Below are 21019 nucleotides of genomic sequence, written 5' to 3'. Positions count from 1 at the left end.
AGATGAGTGCTCCTATGTATTGTTCGCCCGCAACGTGCGCGCACCGGCAGGGCCGGCAATGATCGCTAATGTCGCCATATTGATGAAGAGCCCGTGTTCGACAACACCGGGAATCGAGTTGAGCCCAATCGACAGCGCCTCTGCATCAGGAATGCGGCCGAAAGATGCATCAATAATAAAATGCCCGCCATCGGTAACAAAGGTCTCGTCGCCCGAGCGGCGCAGATTGAGCGCTCCCGACAGGCCGAGCTGCGAGGCGACCTTCTCGATCAGAATGCGGGTGGAAACCAGGCCGAAGGGATTGACTTCGATTGGCAGCGGAAACGCGCCCAGCATCTCGACGACCTTGCTTTCGTCGGCGATGACGATCATGCGGGCCGAGGATGCGGCAACGATCTTTTCGCGCAACAGAGCCCCACCGCCACCCTTGACCAGCGTCAGGGCGCCATCGAACTCGTCTGCACCGTCAATGGTGAGATCGAGCTCCGGAAGCTCGTCCAGCGACTTCAAGGGGACGCCAAGCTCGTTGCAGAGCTTTGCCGTGCGCTCCGAAGTCGGAACGCCTTCGATAGTCAGGCCGGCTGCAACCTTTTCAGCGAGCAACCGAACGAATTCCTCCGCCGTGCTGCCTGTGCCGATCCCTAGCCGCATGCCGCTCTCGACATAGGCGAGTGCGGCTCTTGCAGCCTCAATCTTCATCTGGCGGGCGTCCATGCGCCACCTGCTCCCATTGTTACGTTGGTCTGCTGTTTACACGGCTCTCCGGCCAAACGAAAGCCAAAATAACGGTACAACATAGAATTCCCAGCACCTCTTTGCCGAGGCTTTCCGGCCCTTCGGTTGCAATTGCCCGCCCGATCTTTTAACTCCGAAAGACGCACTATTTCTTCCGACGCAAAGGCCTATTCTCCGTGACATCTCCTCTCATCGTATTCGATCTCGATGGCACGCTGCTGGACACGCACGCAGATCTCATCGTCAGCCTCAATCATACCATCGCCGCTCTCAAGCTCCCCCCGGTCAGCTATGACGACGTTACGCATCTCGTCGGCAGCGGCGCACAGGTGATGATCGAGCGGGCCTGCAAGCTGCACGGCTATACGCTGACGTCCGAGGAGTTGCCGGCCCTGCTGCAGCGCTTCATAACGCATTATTCCGAAGCGATGCCGGGGGCCACGCAACCCTATCCGGGGTTGGTCGCGGCACTGACCATGCTGAAGAGCAACGGCTACAAGCTGGCCGTCTGCACTAACAAGATGGAATCGCTTGCGCGCACGCTGCTGGACCGCCTGGGCCTGACCCATTATTTCGAAGCCATCACCGGCGGCGACACTTTCGCCGTGCGCAAGCCGAATGCCGAGCACCTGATCGGCACCGTCGAGCGCGCCGGCGGCGATATCGCCCAAACCGTCATGATCGGTGACAGCATCAACGACATCCTCGTCGCGCGCAATGCCGGCGTGCCTTCGATCGCCGTCCCCTTCGGCTATTCCGACGTCGGCATCGAAACCCTCGGCCCCACGCGGATTATCTATCACTACGACGAACTGACACCGGAGTTGGTCGAGGGGCTCCTCGCAGCCTAAGCCGCCCAAAATCCCTGTTGGTTCAAAGAGCGAGGTTGTAGCGGGCCTTGCGCGATTCACGCGCTTCCGTCACAACTTGTCGACGCTTTGCTGCGCACCGAGACCGCCGAGTGAACGTGCTCTCGCGAGCTGCTGCAAACCAGTAAGGTAGCTCGATTGGGGGAGTCGTCGCTTGCTCGTTGCAGATCCGGAAGACCGCAACGGCGGTAGATTGCCAAACCGCAGAGGCTGGCTTGCCCCCATAGTCCGGACACTCTTCATTTTCGCGGTACTGTGTGCCGCTATCTGGTTCTACCTCTACGGTGACCGCGTTATCGGCTATGTCGAAACAGAAACCGGCACCGCTTCCGATCCGGCTCTGACTGCGGTCTACCAGCATTTCGACATCGCCCCACTGCCGAACATCGTTGCCGGCAGAACGGCTATGGCAACCTATCTCGATATGCTGCGCCGTGAGCATTGCGATTGGAATGCAGCCTACAAATTCGCAAACGAGCTGCAGGCCCAAGGCTACAACCGTGAAGCCGCCAAGGTCCTGATCGCCTTTTCCAACAAGTGCAAGCCTTCCAATGTTGCTCTGAGCGCCGCCGCCGAAATTCTCGACAATCTCAGCGACTACGATGAAGCGCTGAAGGTCTCGAACGACGTGATAGCGATGTCGCCGGGCATGCCCAGCTTCTATTTTCAACGGGCGCGAATTCGCCAAAATGCCAAGAAATATCGCGACGCCATCGACGATTACTATTCGGTCATCGGCCTGACCGACAATATCGCGATACTGAACGGCACGGTATTCGAGGGAATCTCTACCAGCTATCGTGAGCTTGGCGCCTATTGCGAGGCGATCGGACCGCTTCAGCTTTGGGTCTCCACCAATCCCAACCGCAACGACACAGCGGTCGTCCGCGGAATCATCAAGCTCTACGAGACCATGGGAAAATGTGCTTCAACCTACACCACCGGTAGCGATCGCTTTCCGACGCAAGGCAACAACGTGATCCTGGCCAAAGTCTCGGTCAACGGCACCGAAGGCACGTTCATTGTGGACACCGGCGCGAGCTTCGTGGCTGTGAGCAAAGCCTTTGCCGCCCGCGCAAAACTGCCGATCGACGGGAATAATGAGATCTCGCTTCAGACGGCTAACGGGCTTTCACAGGCCACCCATACGAATGCCACGACGGTAAGGGTCGGGCGAGTGGAAGCCAGCGACATCGCCGCCGTCGTGCTGGATAATGATGCAGCCCTCGGCAATGAGATTGATGGCCTGCTCGGCCGATCGTTCCTGTCACGTTTCGATGTGATCTTTGGTAACCGCGAATGGCGCATAGAAACAAAAAAATAACGCGATTGAAGAGACGCCTGAAAGCTAGCTCAGGACAGTTCTGTTAAATGGAAAAAGGGCGGTCAACTGGCCGCCCTTTTGCTTATCAATATCCCAGCAAACTCAGATCTGGGCGCTGCGTGCCTTTGAAGTTGCATCGAGTGCCTTCTGGGTGGCCGCATCGCGATCATAGACGTCGTTGAAGTACTGGACGACGCCGTCCTTGTTCGGCCACGCCGTGAAGTAGGCGATATAGATCGGGAACTTCTGCGGTACGGCCACGGCTTTGTTCTGCCCGGCCGCGATCTGCTTAGCCACGTCTTCAGGCGTCGTGTTCAGCACGGCAGCAGCCATTGCGCGCGGATCGGCAAGACGTACGCAGCCATGGCTGAGCGCGCGCATGTCCTTCTTGAAGAAGCTCTTCTGCGGCGTGTCGTGCATGTAGATCGCATGCGAATTCGGGAAGAGGATCTTCAGCTCGCCGAGCGCGTTATCGCTGCTCGGCGGCTGACGGACCGAGATATTCTTGGTCGAAGCGTTCCAGTCGACGCTGGATGAGGCGACGGCACGGCCGCTGACTTCGACCTGATAGCCCATACGGTCGAGGTAATTCGGGTCGGCACGCAGCTTCGGCAGCATCTCGTTGATGATGATAGACTGCGGAACGCCCCAGAACGGGTTGAACTCAACCGTCTGCACCTGATTTTCGAAGAAGAAGGTCTGGTGCTGCTTGCTGCCGACGACGACGCGCATCGACAGCTGTTCCTGGTTGTTGTTGTAGTAATAGACCATGAAGGCCGGCTGATTGATGAAGACATAGCGCGGGCCGAGTTCCGGCGGCAGCCAGCGCAGCTGTTCCATCGCGATGACCAGCTTCTGGATCTTCGCGTCATTGTTCTCGCCGACCATGGCGCGAACGGAAGACGGGCCGATGACGCCATCAGCCGTCAGCCCCCGCTCCCGCTGGAAATCTTCGACCAGGGATACGAGCTCAGGCGTATAGTCCGGCGTGCCCAGATAGGCGGAGAAAAGATCGGCATGCGCCGTCTTCAAAGCCTCGGAGCCGCGATTCTGGATCGCCTTGACGATATTGGCCATTTCCGGCGAGCTGCCGCCCGGCTTCAGGGTTCCGCTCAGCGAAATCGAAACATGATTGCCATCGGCACCGGATTCCGCCCGCAGCTTGGCAAGCTCGGCCTTCAACTGAATGAACTGCTGATTGGAAGGATTGCGGCTGTTGAGATAAGAGGCAACATCCGGGCTTGCGCGAAGCACGTCGAGCATGGCCGTCAGGTTGACGTCCTTGCGCTTGAAATCATGATAGCCGGACAGCTTGTTTGGATCGACGCGGCCGCGGACCGTGTCCTGGACATACATCAGCACCTTGCTGGACAGGGCCAGTTCAAACTGCATGAGGGCGCGATCACGCAGGACCGGATCGGCTTCCGCCGCTTCGGCTCCCGGCAAGGTCACGGCATAGTCAGCCGGATCAAGGCCGACCGAAGCCGCATCGGAAAGAACTGCGATGGCAGCCTTCGCCTTTTCGCCGACGGCATGATCGGTGACCCAGATCAGCGGCTTGCTCTGATCGGCATAATAGGTTTCGATCGCCTTTGCGACATCGTTGGTCGCCATGACGCGCGCATTCGCCAGATAACGGCGCTGCGAGGCCTCCGTATCGACGGCAACGGGGGTCGGTGACGCATCGGCAACCGCGCCGGTGACAACTGGGTCGGCAAAATGCGCCGTCGACACGAGACGCATCGAGTCGGCCTTGTAGGTATAATATTTCGGCGCACTGACGGTCGGCAACGGCTGCTTGACCGAAGGCGGCTGGTTCGGGTTCAGCATCGTCTGCGCCGGGTTCGCTGGAACGGGAGCCGATACCTGCGTGCTCTGCTGGCGTCCCTGGCCGCCACGGATGAAATCCATGAGCGTCATCGCGCTTGCGGATGTCGCGCCGATGGAGGAGAGGCAACAGGAAAGTGTCAGGACGGATGCTGTGGCTTTTGCTGCAAGTTTCATTCTCTAATCAGTCCCTGTATCGTGCGGTAACTTCGAGCCAGACGGTGCTGCTTCAATGCGGTCGCGATGTCGTAAACACCGTATACCCACTACTATAAAAACAGCGAGACCCCGCCTTTTGTTCAATGCCTCAACTTCACGTTACGAATCCGAGGCGCTTTCGACGATTCTATTCACGCAAAATTATGAAATTATTGGTTAATCTTTTATTGAGATTGGCTAAAGTTTTTGCGAAGGCGAAAAATTCGCTTTCACGAATATATCAGCGGCGTGTCAAAAAGGGCACGCTCGGCGCAGCCTGCCTAAAACATGATTTCTACGATCATATAATCGCGCTTTGGTGTTTTCATGAGCGCCGTTCGGGCCTATATGGCTGCTATCTATTTCCATAGAAAGCAGGATCAGGAACATGACTTCCACCCGCACCGAAACCGATACATTTGGCCCGATCGAAGTTGCCAGCAACCGCTACTGGGGCGCACAGGCGCAGCGCTCGCTCGGCAACTTCAAGATTGGCTGGGAAAAGCAGCCGCTATCGGTCATCCGCGCCCTCGGCATCGTCAAGCAAGCGGCCGCCCGCGCCAACATGGAGCTCGGCCAGCTCGATCCTGCGCTCGGCAAGACCATCATCGCCGCGGCACAGGAAGTCATAGACGGCAAGCTGAACGACCATTTCCCGCTGGTCGTCTGGCAGACGGGCTCGGGTACGCAGTCGAACATGAACGCCAATGAGGTGATCTCGAACCGCGCGATCGAAATGCTGGGTGGCGTCATGGGCTCGAAGAAGCCGGTGCATCCGAACGATCACGTCAACATGAGCCAGTCGTCGAACGACACCTATCCGACGGCCATGCACATCGCCTGCGCCGAGCAGATCGTCCACCATCTCCTGCCGGCTCTGCGTCATCTGCATGCAGCCCTGGAAAAGAAAGTTGCCGACTTCGCCCACATCATCAAGATCGGCCGCACCCATACGCAGGATGCCACCCCGCTGACGCTCGGTCAGGAGTTTTCTGGCTACGCCGCGCAGGTCGCCTCCTCGATCAAGCGCATCGAACTGACATTGCCGGGCCTTTGCGAACTCGCTCAGGGCGGCACCGCGGTCGGAACCGGACTCAACGCGCCAATCGGATTTGCCGAAAAGGTCGCAGGCGAGATCGCGGAGATCACAGGCCTGCCCTTCGTCACAGCTCCGAACAAGTTCGAAGCCTTGGCCGCGCATGATTCCATGGTCTTCAGCCACGGCGCCATCAATGCCGCCGCGGCAGCTCTCTTCAAGATCGCCAATGATATCCGCCTGCTCGGCTCCGGCCCGCGCTCCGGCCTCGGCGAACTGGCTCTGCCGGAAAACGAGCCTGGCTCTTCGATCATGCCAGGCAAGGTCAATCCGACCCAGTGCGAAGCCCTGACGCAAGTCTGCATTCAGGTCTTCGGCAACAATGCTGCGCTCACCTTCGCCGGCAGCCAGGGCCATTTCGAGCTCAATGTCTACAATCCGATGATGGCCTATAACTTCCTGCAATCGGTGCAGCTGCTCGGCGACGCCGCAATCTCCTTCACCGACCACTGCGTTGTTGGCATCGAGGCGCGCGAAGACAACATCAAGGCCGGTCTCGAGCGCTCTCTCATGCTGGTGACGGCACTAGCGCCGAAGATCGGCTACGACAATGCCGCCAAGATCGCCAAGACAGCCCATAAGAACGGTACGACGCTGAAGGAAGAAGCGCTGGCAAGCGGATTGGTGTCTTCGGAAGAATATGATGCCATCGTCCGCCCGGAAACGATGATCGGCCCGAAGTAAGATAGGAAATTGTGAGCAGGCATCCGCGATAGGTCCGGCATGCCTGCTCTTTCTGTCTTAACGGAGGTCTACCATGACTGGCACGTCTTTCGGCGGCGTCGTGGCCCTTCTCTGCTCCTGGATAGTATCGGCGGCAGTCAGAACGGTAGCGGGATCGATCCTCGCCAGGATTTCCTTGTGAAAGGCGCCCTTCAGATAGCCTCCCTGCATGAGGCCGAACAGGCCGGCTCCCGCCAGAAGCGCGATCACCGCGACTGGTGAAATATGATGGTGATGATTATGGGAGATATCCATGATCTGTATCCCGTGCACCGCGGCCTAGGCAACCTTTGCCCTGCCTCGTTTAACTGAAATGTGCTCCTTGTTGATCGTCCTTTAAAGCCGTTGGTTTCGATACCGATTGTCTATGCGGCGTTGACAATAGGTCTATTGAAATCCTGCAGCGCTTTGCAGCCGATTGCTTTTGGCGCAAGCCGGATTTAGACCGTCTCCAAACATTTTCCTCCGCCATCCGGCTTGAAAGGTTTCCCACATGGCTGACGATCTATTTCCCCTCGGCGACGACACGACCCCATATCGCAAGATTTCAGGCGATTACGTCTCCGTCGACACCTTCAAGGGTCAGGAAATCCTGACTGTCGATCCGGAAGGCATTCGTCTGCTTGCCGAAACCGCATTTGCCGACATCAATCATCTGCTGCGTCCCGGTCACCTCAAGCAGCTCGCTTCGATCCTCGAAGACCCGGAAGCGACCGATAACGACCGCTTCGTAGCCTATGATCTGCTGAAGAACGCCAATATCGCCGCCGGCGGCGTACTTCCCATGTGTCAGGATACCGGTACGGCGATCATCATGGGCAAGAAGGGCTGGCGCGTCTGGACCGAAGGCGGCGACAGCGGCGCCCTGGCCAAAGGCGTGCTCGACGCCTACGATAAGAAGAACCTGCGTTATTCGCAGCTCGCGCCCATCAAGATGTTCGAGGAAAAGAACACCAAGAACAATCTGCCGGCGCAGATCGATATTTACGAGGAAGGCACCGACGCCTACGAATTCCTGTTCGTCGCCAAGGGCGGCGGCTCGGCCAACAAGACTTTCCTCTATCAGGGCACGCCGTCTCTCCTGACGCATGACCGCATGCTGGACTTCCTCAAGGAAAAGATCCTGACGCTCGGCACGGCAGCCTGTCCCCCCTATCATCTCGCCATCGTCATTGGCGGCACCTCGGCCGAGATGAACCTGAAAACCGTCAAGCTCGCCTCGACGCGATATCTCGACTGTCTTCCCACGGAGGGCTCCGAAAGCGGGCATGCCTTCCGGGATATCGAGATGGAGAAGGAAATCCACAAGCTCACGCAGAGCCTCGGCGTCGGCGCTCAGTTCGGCGGCAAATATTTCTGCCACGACGTCCGCGTCATCCGCCTGCCCCGCCACGGCGCCTCGCTGCCGATCGGCCTTGGCGTTTCCTGTTCCGCCGACCGCCAGGCCAAGGGCAAGATCACGCGCGACGGCATCTTCATCGAGCAGCTTGAGACCGATCCGTCCAAGTACATGCCCGAGATCGACGAAGCCAAGCTCTCCGAATCGATGGTCCGTATCGATCTCAACCGGCCGATGGCGGATATCCTTGCCGAGCTGTCGCGGCACCCGGTCAAGACGCGCCTGTCGCTCACCGGCACCATCATCGTCGCGCGCGATCTGGCGCATGCCAAGATCCGCGAGCGCCTGGAAAAAGGCCAGGGCATGCCGGACTATCTGAAGAATCATCCGGTCTATTATGCCGGCCCGGCAAAGACGCCTGCCGGCTATGCATCAGGCTCCTTCGGCCCGACAACAGCAGGCCGCATGGACAGCTATGTAGATCAGTTCCAGTCCTTCGGGGGCTCGATGGTCATGCTGGCAAAGGGCAATCGCTCGCGCGCCGTGCGCGAAGCCTGCAAGACGCATGGCGGCTTCTATCTCGGCTCGATCGGCGGCCCCGCCGCCCGTCTTGCGCAGGATTGCATAAAGAAGGTCGAAGTATTGGAATATCCCGAACTCGGCATGGAAGCTGTCTGGAAGATCGAAGTTGAAGACTTCCCGGCCTTCATCGTCATCGACGACAAGGGCAACGACTTCTTTCAAGAGCTCAATCTCGGATAAAGACCAGCACCCTTCTATATCATGCCATAAAAAGAGGACGCCTTTGGCGTCCTCTTCTGTAAATCGGGTTTCATTTCTAGTTATTTTGAATAAAAGGGTAGTGAGTGGGGATTTTTCACAATCATTTCCTTAATATTTTTTCAAAGAATCTCTGCATAAGTAAAAATGGGAATTAACCAATACATGTACGGAGCTCACCGATGAGTACGGCGATTGCGCCCAAGGCGCAAATTCCCGACGTGGCAGGGCAGATTACCTACGCCATGCGATCCATGGGGGTCGCGCCGATTCCACGTAATTACGAACTTTTCTACGAAGCTTATATTGGCTCGAATCCCGCATTGACCCGCGAACTCGCTGCCCTTGGCAACAGTGCGACACAGGAAGAGCTGGATAATATAGGAGCCAAATATTTCCCTCGCCATGCGGGCCGCATATTTGACGACGCCCACGCCCGCCTGACTATCGGGCTGGATGCCGTGTTGCGCGCGCTGAAACAGGAACGGTCGACGCTCGACAGCTACAACAGGCTTCTCGGCGAAACCTGCGAACGTATCAGTTCTCGGAACCATAACAGCACCGACCTGTTGCGAAGCGCCATCGATATGCTGACTGCAGCGACAGGCGATACGATGGCTCACGGCGAAAAGACCGTTGAGAATGTCGCGCAACGCAGCCAGGAGATGGATCAGGTCCGCAAGGAGTTGGACGAATACAAGCGCATCGCCAATACGGACGCCTTGACCCGCCTCTCCAATCGCCGCGCATTCGAGGATCGCTTGATCTCCATCTTCGACAACCAGTTGACGCGCCAAACAACGGCGCTCGTACTGGCCGATATCGATCATTTCAAGCGGATCAACGACACATACGGCCATCCGGTCGGCGATAAGATTCTTGCGACGGTCGCTTCGATCATCCGTGCCAATGTCCGGCGCGAAGTCTTCGTATCCCGTGTCGGTGGCGAAGAGTTCGCGCTGATCATGGAAGGCGTCGCTGTCGATGATGTCGTGGCGGTTTGCGAGCGCATTCGCCGCACGCTGGAATCGACGCCGTTCAAAAACTCGCGGACGAAGATCGATTACGGCCCGATCACCCTGTCGCTTGGCATCTGTATGGCTTCGGAAGCGGCCGATTCCGGCGAGCTTTACAACAAGGCGGACCTCGCGCTTTATTGCGCCAAGAATGCCGGTCGCAACTGCAGCAACGTCTATCAGGAAGGCATGCAGAAGGACTTCACCAAAAGTTGGCTCATTTATAAGAATTAAAAGTGAAGCCAACCAACCGCCGGAGCGGCTTTCCCAGGCTGCCCGGCGGTTTTGTTTACCAGAGCGTCTTGGCCGCCCGCGCCGGCCACTCCCGATCATAGGTCTCCTGGTCGAAATCGCCCTTCGCCGATTTGAGCATCATGCCGGGGCTGGGCAGGCTCGCAGGATCGGAAAAACGCTCCGCGTTCCAGAGTTCCGCTCGCATCACCGCCCGAGCACACTGGAAGTAGACCTCCTCGGCCGTAATGACGACAACGCAGCGAGGGTGCTTGCCATCCATCTCGAAGCTCTCAAGCAGGCTTGGTTCGATGGAGACGACAGCCCGGCCGTTGAGCCGCATTGTCGTGCTCGACCCGGGAACAAGAAACATCATCGCCACGCGCGGATCGCGCACGATATTTTCAAGGGAATCGACGCGGTTATTGCCGCGCCAATCGGGAAGGTGCAGCGTCCGCTCGTCTTCGACACGGACGACGCCGCCGAGGTCACCGCGCGGTGAACAGTCAAGTCCTTCGGGGCCGACCGTTGCCAGCGCCATGAAGGGCGAAGCCTCGATCATCCGTCGATAGAGCGGCGTCAGCACCTGCGTCACCTTGGTAATGGACGCCTCGCCCACGACGCCATAAAGCGTCCTCAATTCCTCGACCGATGTGATGATGCTCATGCTGCCCCGCATTCTCTTATGTGGCGATCCGCCAAAAAAAGTCCGGCGCAGCGCACCTCCTGCTACAGGCAGCGCCGAACCGGGGTTCGATAGAACGATAGCACCGTCCCATCGCCGCTTTCGAGCGTTTTCTCAATCTTCATGGGTTCAGCGAGAAAGGCGTCGATCGCCTCGAACACGGGAGGAGCGCTGACGATGCGCCGATGACCGAAACCATTCGCCCAGAAGAGACGAACATGCTCCCCTTGCGCGGCATAGACACGGGCATGTCTGGCGCTCACTTCCTTGTCGTCCTCGGCGTGAATAACCAGAACAGGGCGGGCTGGGTCGAGCATGCCGCGCGGTTCGTCATAGGCTGTCAGCACCTTCCCCGTGATCCGCCCGACTTCTGCCTCCAGCGCCTCCTGCGCCTGTGAGCGAAGCCCCATGAAACGGCCAAACTCCTTGAATAGCCAACCCATGCCGCTCGGTGCTCCGATGAGAACCAGCTTCTTGGTCTCAATGGGATCGATGCCGGGCAGGAATCCCGCCGAGGCAAGAGCGAGGCAGGCTCCGCCGAACGAGTGTCCGATCGCAGCATCCAGCGCACCGAAGCGCGTGGCCGCCGCTGATATGGCCGATATGGCGAGCCGCACATTGAGAGAGCGCCCGGCCGAGCGGCCATGCCCAGGAAGGTCGAGCGAAATCACCTCCGCACCGCTGCTTGCCAGGAACGTGGTCAGCTCCGACATATACTCGCTGCTGGAGCCCCAGCCATGCACGACGAGATAACGCTTGCGCGGCCCCTTGGCACCGCCATTGAAGCGATAAGCCATCGCGCGGCCGCCGGGAAACGGCAACATGAATTGCTCAGCCCCAAGCAGGCGCTGCCTGCCTTCCATATGGGCGGCCTTGGCCTTGGAGCCGCGCGGACGACGGGAAGGTGTGAGACAGAAAAGCCGGAAAGCAGCCTTGCCGGCAAGCTGCGGAGACAGCCTCCCGAGGCCGGACAGACCCGACCGGGTGACCTTGAGCGCAAAGGATGGCATAGTGGGAATCCAAAAAATGTTCAACTATGAACAATAAAGTACAACGATGAACAAAAATCAATCCCTTCCCTGGGACCATCCGCGTTTTCGAAGCTGGATTGCCGTGGCGCGGGCCTGCCAGCTCATGCAGCAATCGCTGGCGCGGGAATTGGCATATCTCGATATCAAGCCGCCGCATCTCGATATTCTCGTCAATCTGTTCCGCTTCGAGGGTATCTCGCAGCAGGAGCTTGCCCGCAAGCTGCTGGTCGGCCGCTCCAACATGAGCATGCTGCTGCCGCAAATGGAAAAGCGCGGGCTGATCGAACGCCGTGGGGACAAGCAGGACAAGCGCGTGCTGCGGCTCTATCTGACCGAGTCGGGCCGGCGCCTGACAAAGGAAGCCATGACCATCCAAACCGCCCTCATCGACCGGATGATGTCAGACGCCCCCATCGAGGAATGCGAACTCATGACCGCGCACATGGAGCGGGTCATCACCCTGCTCCTACGGGACGAACGAGAGCCTGTGGGGGCGTTTGGCGATCAGTGATCGCCGGTAGAGCGCGCCGTGGGCACGACACGGGTAAGCGACGCGAACTCCCATATCGCCACGACGACGAGCACGGCTGTGGCAAGAATGCCGAGCTGATAGACCACGACCATCGGCAAGGTGAACAGCAGCAGTGCCAGCCCCGCGAGCCCGACCATATGCGATAGCGGCGGACGGCCGGTTGTCACGCCCTTGAACCACAGATTTCCGAAGAGGAAGACCGCCGGGCCTCCGAGAAGGGCTGCGGCGGCACGCAGGTCTGCGGCTTCGTGAGGATGTGCGAACAGGAATTCATCGCCGACGACACTCAGGATGATGCCGGCGAGAATCGGAATATGCGCATAGGTGAAGGCCTGCCGCGCCAGGCTGCCCGGCACCTCGTCATGCTCGATGCGATGGGCCGCACGTTCGTGGCCGAACTGAAAGTAGATCCACCAGAGCGCGACCGTGCCGACGAAGGCGGTGATGAATACGGCGATGATCAAGGGCGTGACCGGCTGTTCGGCAAAGGTCTTGCCGGCCTGCAAAACGGCCTCGCCGAGGCAGATGATGATGAAGAGCGCACAACGCTCGGCAAGATGGGCACCCGAGACGTTCCAGTCCGCCGTCGTCGACTTGCCGAGACCCGGTACCCGAAAGCCAAGCGCGGGGGCGGAATACTCTATGAGAAGAGCGATCAGCCAGATTATGACCCGCATCTCCCCTTCCATCAGGGCGCCTGTGATCCAGAAGATGCCGGACAGCACCAGCCAGCTGGTGATGCGCAGGAAATTGCGATGGTTGGACCGGCTGGCATTCTTCAGCGCGTAGACTGTGAACAGCGAGCGCCCCACCTGCATGAACACATAGGCGCCGGCGAAATAGATCGCTTTTTCACCGAAAGCTTCGGGTATCGAGGCGGAAAGGATAAGACCCGCAAACATCAGCGTAAACAGCATGATGCGCACCGGCATGCGATCCGGATCCAGCCAGTTCGTCACCCAGGCGGTGAAGACCCAGACCCACCATACCGCAAAGATCAGCATGATGGCTTCCAGGCCGCCCAGCAGTGTGAAATGCTCGCCCAGGGTATGGGCAAGCTGCGAGATCGAATAAACGAATACGAGATCGAAAAACAGCTCGACGAAAGAAACCTTGCTCTCGTTCTTGCTGCCCTTGGCGCGAAGCCAGCCTTCCCTACCCTCGAGGACCATCCCCACGCCCCTTCTCAGGTCGTTGATACCAATACTAATGCGACCTGACAGCCGGATCCCGGCTCAGGCCTTTTTCCTTCAATTCCGCTTCGTAGACGGCAAAGAGTTCCTGCCCCTTTTCGCCAAGTTCGCGCAAATAAATCCAGGTGAAAATGCCGCTGTCGTGCATATCGTCAAAACCGATGCGAACGGCGTAGTTGCCGGTCGGCGTCATGGACATGATGCCGACATTGCGCTTGCCCGGCACCGTGACTTTCTGTCCGGGTCCATGCCCCTGAACCTCGGCCGAGGGCGACAGGACACGCAGCATCTCGGCCGGCAGATCGAAGCTCGCGCCGTCGTCAAATCCCACCACGAGATGACGACGGTCCTTCGATACTCGCAATTCAGTTGGCCAGACGTCGCTCATCGGTCGTTCCACACGTTTCACTCTATAACTTGAGAATTATGCCGCCGTTCGTTCACGCGCAAGTGCATTCGAAATGCATTTTCCTTGACGCGCCAGTCGCCTATACACACATTAGCAGTGTTACGGAGGCTTGAGTGAACAGCATAGTCGGTACGATAGGTAGCGCGTCAGCACTGCAGGCAGATGCGTCCCCCATGATTGACCCATTCGGGCGGGCCGTAACCTATTTGCGTGTTTCAGTCACCGACCGCTGCGATTTCCGCTGCACCTATTGCATGGCCGAAAACATGACTTTCCTGCCGAAGAAGGATCTTCTGACGCTGGAAGAACTCAACCGGCTCTGTTCCGCCTTCATCGCCAAGGGCGTTCGCAAGATTCGCCTCACCGGCGGTGAGCCGCTGGTTCGCAAGAACATCATGTTTCTGGTCCGCGAACTCGGCAGGCAGGTGCAGGACGGAGCACTGGACGAACTGACGCTGACCACGAACGGATCGCAGCTCGCCCGCCATGCCGAAGAACTCTACGATTGCGGCGTGCGGCGCATCAACGTCTCCCTCGATACGCTCGATCCCGACAAGTTCCGCACCATCACCCGCTGGGGCGATTTCACCAAGGTGATGGAAGGTATCGACGCCGCGCAGAAAGCCGGCCTAAAGATCAAGCTCAATGCCGTCGCCCTGAAGGGCTTCAACGATGCAGAGATTCCCGGTCTGCTACGCTTTGCCCACGGTCGGGGCATGGATCTGACCGTCATCGAAACGATGCCGATGGGCGAGATCGACGAGGATCGCACCGATCAGTATCTGCCGCTATCCGAGTTGCGCGCGGATCTCGAACGTCAGTTCACGCTGACGGACATCCCCTACCAGACCGGCGGCCCTGCCCGCTATGTCGAAGTCGCCGAAACCGGCGGCCGTCTCGGCTTCATCACGCCGATGACGCATAATTTCTGCGAGAGCTGCAATCGCGTGCGGCTCACCTGCACCGGCACGCTCTATATGTGCCTCGGACAGAACGACGCCGCCGACCTGCGCACCGCGCTGCGTGCGGCGGACGACGATGCGCTTCTTCACACCGCCATCGATGAAGCCATCACCCGCAAGCCGAAAGGCCACGACTTCATCATCGACCGCACCCACAACCGACCAGCGGTCGCTCGCCATATGAGCGTGACTGGCGGCTAACCCCACCGAGAACATCGATATGCAGCTTGAGCTCATTCGCAATGCGACGCTGAAGATTACCTATGCCGGTCATGTCCTACTGATTGACCCTTATTTCGCGCCGCGCCATAGCCTTCCATCCTTCACCGGCCGGTCTCCCAACCCGATGACGGAACTGCCGCGTTCGACCGACGAAATACTTGGAGGCGTCGAACTGGTGATCGTGTCGCACCTGCACACCGATCATTTCGATGCGGTCGCAAAGGAGCGTGTGACGAAATCCCTGCCGATTTTGTGCCAACCCGGCGACGAAGGAAGCATTCGGGATGCCGGTTTCATCGATGTCACGCCCTTGGCTGATACGACCGTCTGGAATGGAATTACGATCACACCGCGGCAAGGCAGCCACGGCCTCGGACCGGTCATCGAGAAAATGGGCAGGGTCATCGGCCTTACACTGGCAGCACCGGGCGAACCCACGGTCTATTGGGCAGGCGATACCGTCCTCTATCGGCCCGTTATCGAGACGATCCGACAGGTCTCCCCCGACATCATCGTCACCCATTCCTGTGGCGCCAAATGGGACGGCGACCTCATCGTCATGGATGCGGAACAGACTGTCGAAGTCACCCGCCTCGCGCCTGAGGCAATCGTCGTCGCAACCCATATGGAAGCGCTCGACCACGCCACGATCACGCGGCAAGACCTTCGGCAGACCGCGGATGCCACCGGCGTCGATCCGTCACGCCTGCTGATCCCTGCCGACGGCGAAACGCTCCGACTGGACAAGTGACTCCGATCGAGCATCACCGAGCGCGCTAAACGAGCCAAACAAAAGCGCCGGATCAATGGTCCGGCGCTTTTCCGTTACAAGTTGTCTTTCCCGCGAGGCGCTTGTTAGGCAGCGCGATAACGGCCCTCGGCGATGCCATGGCTTTCATAACCCACGTCGCCCTCGCCCGTCCGGAAGCGATCTATCTTCTCGGAGAGCATATCGACACGCTGGCGCAGGCCATGAATCTCGGCGTTGTTTTCTTCGACCATCGCCGCGTTCCGCTGGGTGATCAGCTCGACTTCGGAAACAGCGCGGGTCACTTCCTCGATGCCGGTCGACTGCTCGGTGGTCGCAGACGAAATATCGGCGACGAGCCTCTGGACGCCGGTGACATGGCTGATGATCTCGGCCAGTGCGGCACCAGTCTGCTCGACCAGATGAACGCCATTCTGGACTTGCGAGGAGCTGGCCGAAATCAGGCCCTTGATCTCCTTCGCCGCATTGGCGCAGCGCTGCGCAAGTTCGCGCACTTCCTGCGCGACCACGGCAAAGCCTCGGCCCGCTTCGCCCGCGCGGGCAGCCTCAACACCTGCGTTCAATGCGAGAAGGTTGGTCTGGAACGCAATCTCATCGATGACGCCGATGATCGTCGCGATCTTTTCCGACGAACGATTGATCTCGCTCATCGCGCCCACGGCACGGGCGACAACTTCGCCGGACTGGGTGGCGTAAGCCTGCGTCTCGTTGACGGAGGTCGCCGTCTGGCGTGCACGGTCGGCCGTCGAGCGCACCACGTCGCTGAGGCGATGCAGTGCCCGCGAGCTTTCCTCAAGCGCTGCCGCCTGCTGCTCGGTGCGCCGCGCCAGATCGTCCGCCGACATAGCGAGATTACCGGTGCCGCCCTTGATCTCTTCGGCAGTGTAGCGAACGTCCGTCAGCGTCTCGCGGAGGGCTTCGATGGCGTGATTGTAAGTGAAGGCCATCTCGACGAAATCCGCCGACAAGTCCTCGCGCATGCTTTCTTCCAGATTGCCGTCGGCAAGCTTGGCAAGGACATCGGCAAGCGCATTGAGAGCCTGCTTCTGTTCGGCTTCGATGCGGGCACGTTCAGAAGCCCGGCGAGCAGCCTCCTCAGCCGAAAGCGCCCGAGCGCTCTCTGCCTCCCGCTCCAGCCGCACGTTCTCAAGCGCAGCGTCACGGAAGACACTGACCGAGCGGACCATATCTCCGATTTCGTCGCCACGATTGCGTCCGTCGATCGCAACCTCCAGATCGCCGCCTGCAAGGCGTGTCATGATCTCGGTAACGCGCTTCAGCGGTGCACGTAAGGTTTCCACGAGCATCAAGCCGCCGACAATCGCAAGCAGCGTGCCGAGGATCATGGCGATCACGGAAACATTGGCCGAGCGCTCGCTGTCTTCCTTGCCGAGTTCCTGTGCCCGGGCCACAAAGCCACGCAACGACGTCATGGCACCGGCCAGCAGAGTATTGGACTGAACCCGCGTCGTCTTCCAGTCTGCCGAAGTCTGCAGCAGATCGGCAGAGCTATTGGTGAGGCTGTCGATCAGCGGTTGGACATGCGCGGCAAAATCTCGCATCGTCGCATTGGTCTGGCCGAGCGCTGAAATTTTCACAGCCGCGGCCTGCAAATCCTTGAGATCAGCCACGACAGGCTCGCGCGACGCAGCGTCGCGGACGTTCTCCATGCGCGATGCATGCAGCGTCAGGCGATCGACGATGCCGAGCGCTCCGTCGACACGATCGAGAAGCTCCTTCTGGCCGTCGATGATCTTGTCCAGGCTGACGAAACGATCGGCGGCGGTATCGCTATTCTTGGCCGATTGCAACGTCATGTCGGCCTCGATCTTCACAAAGCTCTGTAGGATCGGTCCCATAGCCTCGACTTTCTGGTCGGGCGTGGCGGAGCCCTTCAGCACGGCGTCGAGCTTGTCGGCAGCGTCGGCGGCATTGGTGACGAGCGGGGCGCCGCGCTTGGATACCAGTGCCTTCGACACGGCTACTTGCTTCAGTATGGCATCGGCGTAGGTGCGGGCATCGGAGATCTCTTCGGTGGAATCCGCCGCCATCTGCACTTGAATACGCAGATTGCTCATCTTCTCCGAAAGGCCCTTATAGGCGGCTGCGTCGTAGAGCAGCTCCTTGGCGAAGGTTTCCTTGTCGTTGAAGTCCTTGCGGATGATGTCGATCTGCTTGCCTGCGGCCTTGCTTGCGACCTCGATACCCTGCACGGCCTTGCGGATAGCTTCGACATCGGCATCCTGTTTCTGGCGGATGGACCAGAGGGTCGCCTGTTGCGCGCGCATCTTGGCGGCGAGCTCGTTGACCGGCACGATCTTGGCGCGCTGATCGTCGCTCAACAGCCCGCTCAGCCGGTGAACGCCTTGCTCCTGAGCATCGATCTTGTCGCTCAGCGCCTGACGCGTTTCGTCTGACGGGGCTGCCGTGAACTCCAGAAGAGCGGCCTGAAGATTTTCGAAATCACTAATGTTTTCTATGGTTGCACGCGTCACGGTCATGTGACCGTTGAGAATATTGGCAGTGTGATAGCCGACGAGACCGACGCCAGCGATGAGAACCACCAGGGGGACCACGAAGATTAGAACCTTGGTCACAATCCGACGGCTTTGCAAAAGACGATCAATGAAAAACATGCGGCGCCCCAAAATGGATCTATTAAGTCTTCGGAGTTGGCCGGACCGTCATTCCCGCTGCGCTGCCGTAGATGCTTCTGCCTCATGCAAAACCGCAGAGAGCCTCAAGAAATAAGATTGAATAAGGATTAATCGCGCCGCCAAAACCGGTTGGGCCGGCAAGTTTTTACAACCTGCACAGCATTTTACAACCAAAAGAAGAAAGATTGTTCGGCTCGCAACAACTCTGCTGCGTCGCACAATAGAATTGGCGCGCGGCAAGATGGCTGACGATTCCAATTTGGGAAAAACGGCGCTAATCCGGAGTGGTGTATCCAGGGACTCATTCATACCAATGCAATTGACCAAGAACATGCGAGGCGCGCTTTTCATGGCCGCTGCCATGGCGGGCTTCTCCTGTAGCGACGCACTGTCCAAGACAGTCATCGCCAGCATGAATGCCGGCCAGATCATTCTCATCCGTGGCATCTTCACCACGCTCTTCGTTTACCTGCTTGCCCGCAGAATGGGAGCCTTGCGATCCTGGAAGGTCATTTTGCAACCTATGATCGCGCTACGCATCGCCTGTGAGGCGATAGCTGCTGCGACCTACATCACCGCTTTGGGGATGATGCCGATCGCCAATGCATCGGCAATCCAGCAGGCCGTTCCCCTCGCCGTAACGCTCGGAGCGATGATATTCCTGAAAGAGCCTGTGGGGTGGCGGCGCTGGACGGCCATTCTCGTTGGCTTCGCCGGCGTGCTGATCATCATCCGGCCGGGACCGGATGGGTTCACCCTGGCCGCTCTGCTGGTCACGGCCTGCATGTTCGCGACCGCTGCGCGCGATCTGGCAACGCGCTGCATCAGCAACGACATACCGTCTCTGATGGTTACGATGTGCACAGCCGTTTCGATCACAATTTTCGGAGCCTTCTGCATCGTCCCTTTTGGCGGTTGGCAGCCGGTGAGCACGACGTCGCTCTTGGAGATCCTGCTGGCTTCCGTTCTGGTATTGATCGGCTATCAATCCGTCATCCTGGCCATGCGCACCGGTGAAATCTCCTTCGTTGCGCCGTTCCGCTACCTGAGCCTCATCTGGTCCACCCTGCTCGGCCTGATCGCCTTCGGAGAAATGCCTGACGGCTGGTCGATGATCGGCGCCGCGATTGTCATCACGTCAGGCATCTATACATTCTACCGGGAAAACAAACGGCGGGCTGCCGAGCGCATGGCGCAGCAGGCAGAAGCGCGTATTCCTGCCTGAGGTCGATACCATGCCGCGCTATATTGCAGATGCCGCCGATATTCCCGTGGTTCTTCTCGCAGGCGGACGCTCAAGCCGCATGGGTATGAACAAGGCCTTCGCGATGCTCGGCAACCAGCCCCTCCTTACCCGCATCATGGCGCGCATTGGACAAACGCAGAGGAAGCCGTTGTCACTGAATGCCGATGCCGATTGGCCCGACGCTATGGGGCTGAGGCTGGTTCCGGATACGCATCCGGGCAAACTCGGCCCGCTTGCCGGTGTGCTCGCCGCGCTTCAGGATACTGCAAGGCATTATCCGGATGTCTCGCATGTCGCCACGGTGCCTATAGACAGCCCCTTCTTTCCCGTCGATCTTGTCGTGCGGCTGGCCGAAGCGATCCAGGGCAGCAATGAAGCCGCCATTCCCGTATCGCTCGATCAGGATCATCCCGTCTTCGGCCTCTGGCCGATTTCCGTCATCGACGACCTAGAAACATGGATCGTCAGCGATCCGAGAAGGCGTGTAAGGGATTTTCTAGCACGCCACACGGTGCGGCGGGTGGAGTTTCCGACCATTCAGACCTCGATCGGCCCCCTCGATCCCTTCTTCAACGTTAATACGCCGGACGATCTCGTCGAGGCGGAAAAATGGCTAGCAGCATTGGAAGAAATGTTATGACGCTATCTCGACCGAAAATCTTCGGCATCGCGGGCTGGAAGAACTCCGGAAAAACCGGCCTTGCCGTGCGCCTTGTCACCGAATTCACACGGCGAGGTTACCGGATTTCGACGATCAAGCATGCACATCATGATTTCGATATAGACAAGGTAGGCGCCGACAGTTTTCGCCATCGCGAAGCCGGAGCACACGAGGTCACCATCGTTTCGGGCACGCGCTATGCCATCATGCATGAATTACGTGGCGCACCCGAGCCGGATTTCGAAGAAATACTGGCACGCCTCGCCCCTTGCGACCTTGTCCTGATCGAAGGCTATAAACACGAGCCGATCCCGAAGATCGAGGCCCGTCGCCTGGACGCAGCAAAGAGAGAGCCACTCGCTCCTCAGGATCGCTACATCGCAGCCATAGCGGCCGACCACCCCGTCGAGGACGCCGGCTCGCTTACCGTCTTCGACCTCGATGACACCGTTGCGATTGCCGATTTCATCGCGGCGACCATCGGTCTCGGTGAGCTGGAAAAATAAAAGGCCGC

At 58.9% G+C, this 21019-nt stretch carries 19 protein-coding genes; 11 read left to right on the top strand and 8 right to left on the bottom strand.

The window, feature by feature from the left end; translation table 11 throughout:
- Window positions 1–12: 12 nt before the first annotated feature.
- The gene (gene rpiA, locus GGD46_RS12040) at window positions 13–714 is read right to left on the bottom strand and encodes a ribose-5-phosphate isomerase RpiA (protein WP_184704001.1); all 702 of its coding nucleotides are present in this window, start codon (window positions 712–714) and stop codon (window positions 13–15) included.
- Between the two features lie 197 nt (window positions 715–911).
- Here rpiA and GGD46_RS12035 point away from each other — a divergent pair, with 197 nt between their 5' ends.
- On the top strand, window positions 912–1586 hold the full coding sequence (locus GGD46_RS12035) for an HAD family hydrolase (RefSeq protein ID WP_184703999.1): 675 nt from the start codon (window positions 912–914) through the stop codon (window positions 1584–1586).
- Window positions 1587–1758: 172 nt separating this feature from the next.
- On the top strand, window positions 1759–2928 hold the full coding sequence (locus GGD46_RS12030; RefSeq protein WP_184703997.1) for a TIGR02281 family clan AA aspartic protease: 1170 nt from the start codon (window positions 1759–1761) through the stop codon (window positions 2926–2928).
- A 102-nt stretch (window positions 2929–3030) separates the two neighbouring features.
- Here the strand turns inward: GGD46_RS12030 and GGD46_RS12025 are convergent, their stop codons facing one another.
- The gene (locus GGD46_RS12025) at window positions 3031–4932 is read right to left on the bottom strand and encodes a murein L,D-transpeptidase (RefSeq protein WP_184703996.1); all 1902 of its coding nucleotides are present in this window, start codon (window positions 4930–4932) and stop codon (window positions 3031–3033) included.
- A gap of 409 nt (window positions 4933–5341) precedes the next feature.
- Between GGD46_RS12025 and fumC the strand changes: the two genes are divergently transcribed.
- A complete protein-coding gene (gene fumC, locus GGD46_RS12020) occupies window positions 5342–6733 on the top strand; it encodes a class II fumarate hydratase (RefSeq protein WP_184703995.1) in 1392 nt (463 codons plus the stop codon).
- Between the two features lie 57 nt (window positions 6734–6790).
- Here fumC and GGD46_RS12015 read toward each other — a convergent pair whose 3' ends face one another.
- Complete coding sequence (locus GGD46_RS12015) at window positions 6791–7027, bottom strand: hypothetical protein (RefSeq protein ID WP_184703994.1); 237 nt, start codon at window positions 7025–7027, stop codon at window positions 6791–6793.
- Between the two features lie 238 nt (window positions 7028–7265).
- Between GGD46_RS12015 and GGD46_RS12010 the strand changes: the two genes are divergently transcribed.
- Window positions 7266–8873: a fumarate hydratase gene (locus tag GGD46_RS12010; protein WP_184703993.1), complete on the top strand. Its 1608-nt coding sequence runs from the start codon at window positions 7266–7268 to the stop codon at window positions 8871–8873.
- A gap of 200 nt (window positions 8874–9073) precedes the next feature.
- Complete coding sequence (locus tag GGD46_RS12005) at window positions 9074–10141, top strand: GGDEF domain-containing protein (protein ID WP_184703992.1); 1068 nt, start codon at window positions 9074–9076, stop codon at window positions 10139–10141.
- 55 nt (window positions 10142–10196) lie between these two features.
- Here the strand turns inward: GGD46_RS12005 and GGD46_RS12000 are convergent, their stop codons facing one another.
- Together GGD46_RS12000 and GGD46_RS11995 are read right to left on the bottom strand one after the other, a co-directional pair.
- Window positions 10197–10805, bottom strand: a complete 609-nt coding sequence (locus tag GGD46_RS12000) for a pyridoxamine 5'-phosphate oxidase family protein (protein ID WP_184703991.1) — start codon at window positions 10803–10805, stop codon at window positions 10197–10199.
- Between the two features lie 62 nt (window positions 10806–10867).
- Window positions 10868–11833 (bottom strand): alpha/beta hydrolase, encoded by a 966-nt coding sequence (locus GGD46_RS11995; RefSeq protein WP_184703990.1) that lies wholly within the window; start codon window positions 11831–11833, stop codon window positions 10868–10870.
- A gap of 46 nt (window positions 11834–11879) precedes the next feature.
- On the opposite strand from GGD46_RS11995, the gene GGD46_RS11990 reads away from it, so the two are divergent.
- Window positions 11880–12365, top strand: coding sequence for a MarR family winged helix-turn-helix transcriptional regulator (locus GGD46_RS11990; RefSeq protein WP_184703989.1), 486 nt, complete (start codon window positions 11880–11882; stop codon window positions 12363–12365).
- On the opposite strand, the gene GGD46_RS11985 is transcribed toward GGD46_RS11990, so the two are convergent.
- Window positions 12359–13558 carry a low temperature requirement protein A gene (locus GGD46_RS11985; protein ID WP_184703988.1) on the bottom strand — a complete coding sequence of 400 codons (1200 nt, stop codon included), beginning with the start codon at window positions 13556–13558 and terminating at the stop codon, window positions 12359–12361. The genes GGD46_RS11990 and GGD46_RS11985 overlap by 7 nt on opposite strands.
- A gap of 34 nt (window positions 13559–13592) precedes the next feature.
- The gene (locus GGD46_RS11980) at window positions 13593–13967 is read right to left on the bottom strand and encodes a gamma-butyrobetaine hydroxylase-like domain-containing protein (protein WP_184703987.1); all 375 of its coding nucleotides are present in this window, start codon (window positions 13965–13967) and stop codon (window positions 13593–13595) included.
- Between the two features lie 134 nt (window positions 13968–14101).
- Here GGD46_RS11980 and moaA point away from each other — a divergent pair, with 134 nt between their 5' ends.
- Together moaA and GGD46_RS11970 are read left to right on the top strand one after the other, a co-directional pair.
- Window positions 14102–15151 carry a GTP 3',8-cyclase MoaA gene (moaA, locus tag GGD46_RS11975; RefSeq protein WP_184703986.1) on the top strand — a complete coding sequence of 350 codons (1050 nt, stop codon included), beginning with the start codon at window positions 14102–14104 and terminating at the stop codon, window positions 15149–15151.
- A gap of 19 nt (window positions 15152–15170) precedes the next feature.
- Entirely contained in the window at window positions 15171–15923 is a 753-nt protein-coding gene (locus GGD46_RS11970) for an MBL fold metallo-hydrolase (protein WP_184703985.1), read from the top strand.
- A gap of 104 nt (window positions 15924–16027) precedes the next feature.
- Here the strand turns inward: GGD46_RS11970 and GGD46_RS11965 are convergent, their stop codons facing one another.
- Window positions 16028–18577 carry a methyl-accepting chemotaxis protein gene (locus tag GGD46_RS11965; protein WP_184703984.1) on the bottom strand — a complete coding sequence of 850 codons (2550 nt, stop codon included), beginning with the start codon at window positions 18575–18577 and terminating at the stop codon, window positions 16028–16030.
- Between the two features lie 334 nt (window positions 18578–18911).
- On the opposite strand from GGD46_RS11965, the gene GGD46_RS11960 reads away from it, so the two are divergent.
- From GGD46_RS11960 to mobB, 3 genes are read left to right on the top strand one after another with little or no spacing between them, the layout of a single operon-like run.
- Complete coding sequence (locus GGD46_RS11960) at window positions 18912–19823, top strand: DMT family transporter (protein ID WP_184703983.1); 912 nt, start codon at window positions 18912–18914, stop codon at window positions 19821–19823.
- A 10-nt stretch (window positions 19824–19833) separates the two neighbouring features.
- Window positions 19834–20484: a molybdenum cofactor guanylyltransferase MobA gene (gene mobA / locus GGD46_RS11955; protein WP_184703982.1), complete on the top strand. Its 651-nt coding sequence runs from the start codon at window positions 19834–19836 to the stop codon at window positions 20482–20484.
- Window positions 20481–21011 (top strand): molybdopterin-guanine dinucleotide biosynthesis protein B, encoded by a 531-nt coding sequence (gene mobB, locus GGD46_RS11950; protein WP_184703981.1) that lies wholly within the window; start codon window positions 20481–20483, stop codon window positions 21009–21011. Before mobA ends, mobB begins: the two co-directional genes overlap by 4 nt.
- The last annotated feature ends 8 nt before the right edge of the window (window positions 21012–21019 follow it).

Source organism: Martinezella lusitana (assembly GCF_014207095.1).
In the GTDB taxonomy this organism is placed as follows: Bacteria; Pseudomonadota; Alphaproteobacteria; order Rhizobiales; family Rhizobiaceae; genus Rhizobium; species Rhizobium lusitanum_B.
The sequence above is the reverse complement of the archived record's forward strand: the minus strand, read 5'-3'. Positions and strand labels throughout refer to the sequence as shown.

What these genes read in the sequence shown, in the direction of transcription:
- rpiA (WP_184704001.1), bottom strand. Translation starts at nt 714, where the DNA reads ATGGACGCCCGCCAGATGAAGATTGAGGCTGCAAGAGCCGCACTCGCC.
- GGD46_RS12025 (WP_184703996.1), bottom strand. Translation starts at nt 4,932, where the DNA reads ATGAAACTTGCAGCAAAAGCCACAGCATCCGTCCTGACACTTTCCTGT.
- fumC (WP_184703995.1), top strand. Translation starts at nt 5,342, where the DNA reads ATGACTTCCACCCGCACCGAAACCGATACATTTGGCCCGATCGAAGTT.
- GGD46_RS12015 (WP_184703994.1), bottom strand. Translation starts at nt 7,027, where the DNA reads ATGGATATCTCCCATAATCATCACCATCATATTTCACCAGTCGCGGTG.
- GGD46_RS12010 (WP_184703993.1), top strand. Translation starts at nt 7,266, where the DNA reads ATGGCTGACGATCTATTTCCCCTCGGCGACGACACGACCCCATATCGC.
- GGD46_RS12005 (WP_184703992.1), top strand. Translation starts at nt 9,074, where the DNA reads ATGAGTACGGCGATTGCGCCCAAGGCGCAAATTCCCGACGTGGCAGGG.
- GGD46_RS12000 (WP_184703991.1), bottom strand. Translation starts at nt 10,805, where the DNA reads ATGAGCATCATCACATCGGTCGAGGAATTGAGGACGCTTTATGGCGTC.
- GGD46_RS11995 (WP_184703990.1), bottom strand. Translation starts at nt 11,833, where the DNA reads ATGCCATCCTTTGCGCTCAAGGTCACCCGGTCGGGTCTGTCCGGCCTC.
- GGD46_RS11990 (WP_184703989.1), top strand. Translation starts at nt 11,880, where the DNA reads ATGAACAAAAATCAATCCCTTCCCTGGGACCATCCGCGTTTTCGAAGC.
- GGD46_RS11985 (WP_184703988.1), bottom strand. Translation starts at nt 13,558, where the DNA reads ATGGTCCTCGAGGGTAGGGAAGGCTGGCTTCGCGCCAAGGGCAGCAAG.
- GGD46_RS11980 (WP_184703987.1), bottom strand. Translation starts at nt 13,967, where the DNA reads ATGAGCGACGTCTGGCCAACTGAATTGCGAGTATCGAAGGACCGTCGT.
- GGD46_RS11970 (WP_184703985.1), top strand. Translation starts at nt 15,171, where the DNA reads ATGCAGCTTGAGCTCATTCGCAATGCGACGCTGAAGATTACCTATGCC.
- GGD46_RS11965 (WP_184703984.1), bottom strand. Translation starts at nt 18,577, where the DNA reads ATGTTTTTCATTGATCGTCTTTTGCAAAGCCGTCGGATTGTGACCAAG.
- GGD46_RS11960 (WP_184703983.1), top strand. Translation starts at nt 18,912, where the DNA reads ATGCAATTGACCAAGAACATGCGAGGCGCGCTTTTCATGGCCGCTGCC.
- mobA (WP_184703982.1), top strand. Translation starts at nt 19,834, where the DNA reads ATGCCGCGCTATATTGCAGATGCCGCCGATATTCCCGTGGTTCTTCTC.
- mobB (WP_184703981.1), top strand. Translation starts at nt 20,481, where the DNA reads ATGACGCTATCTCGACCGAAAATCTTCGGCATCGCGGGCTGGAAGAAC.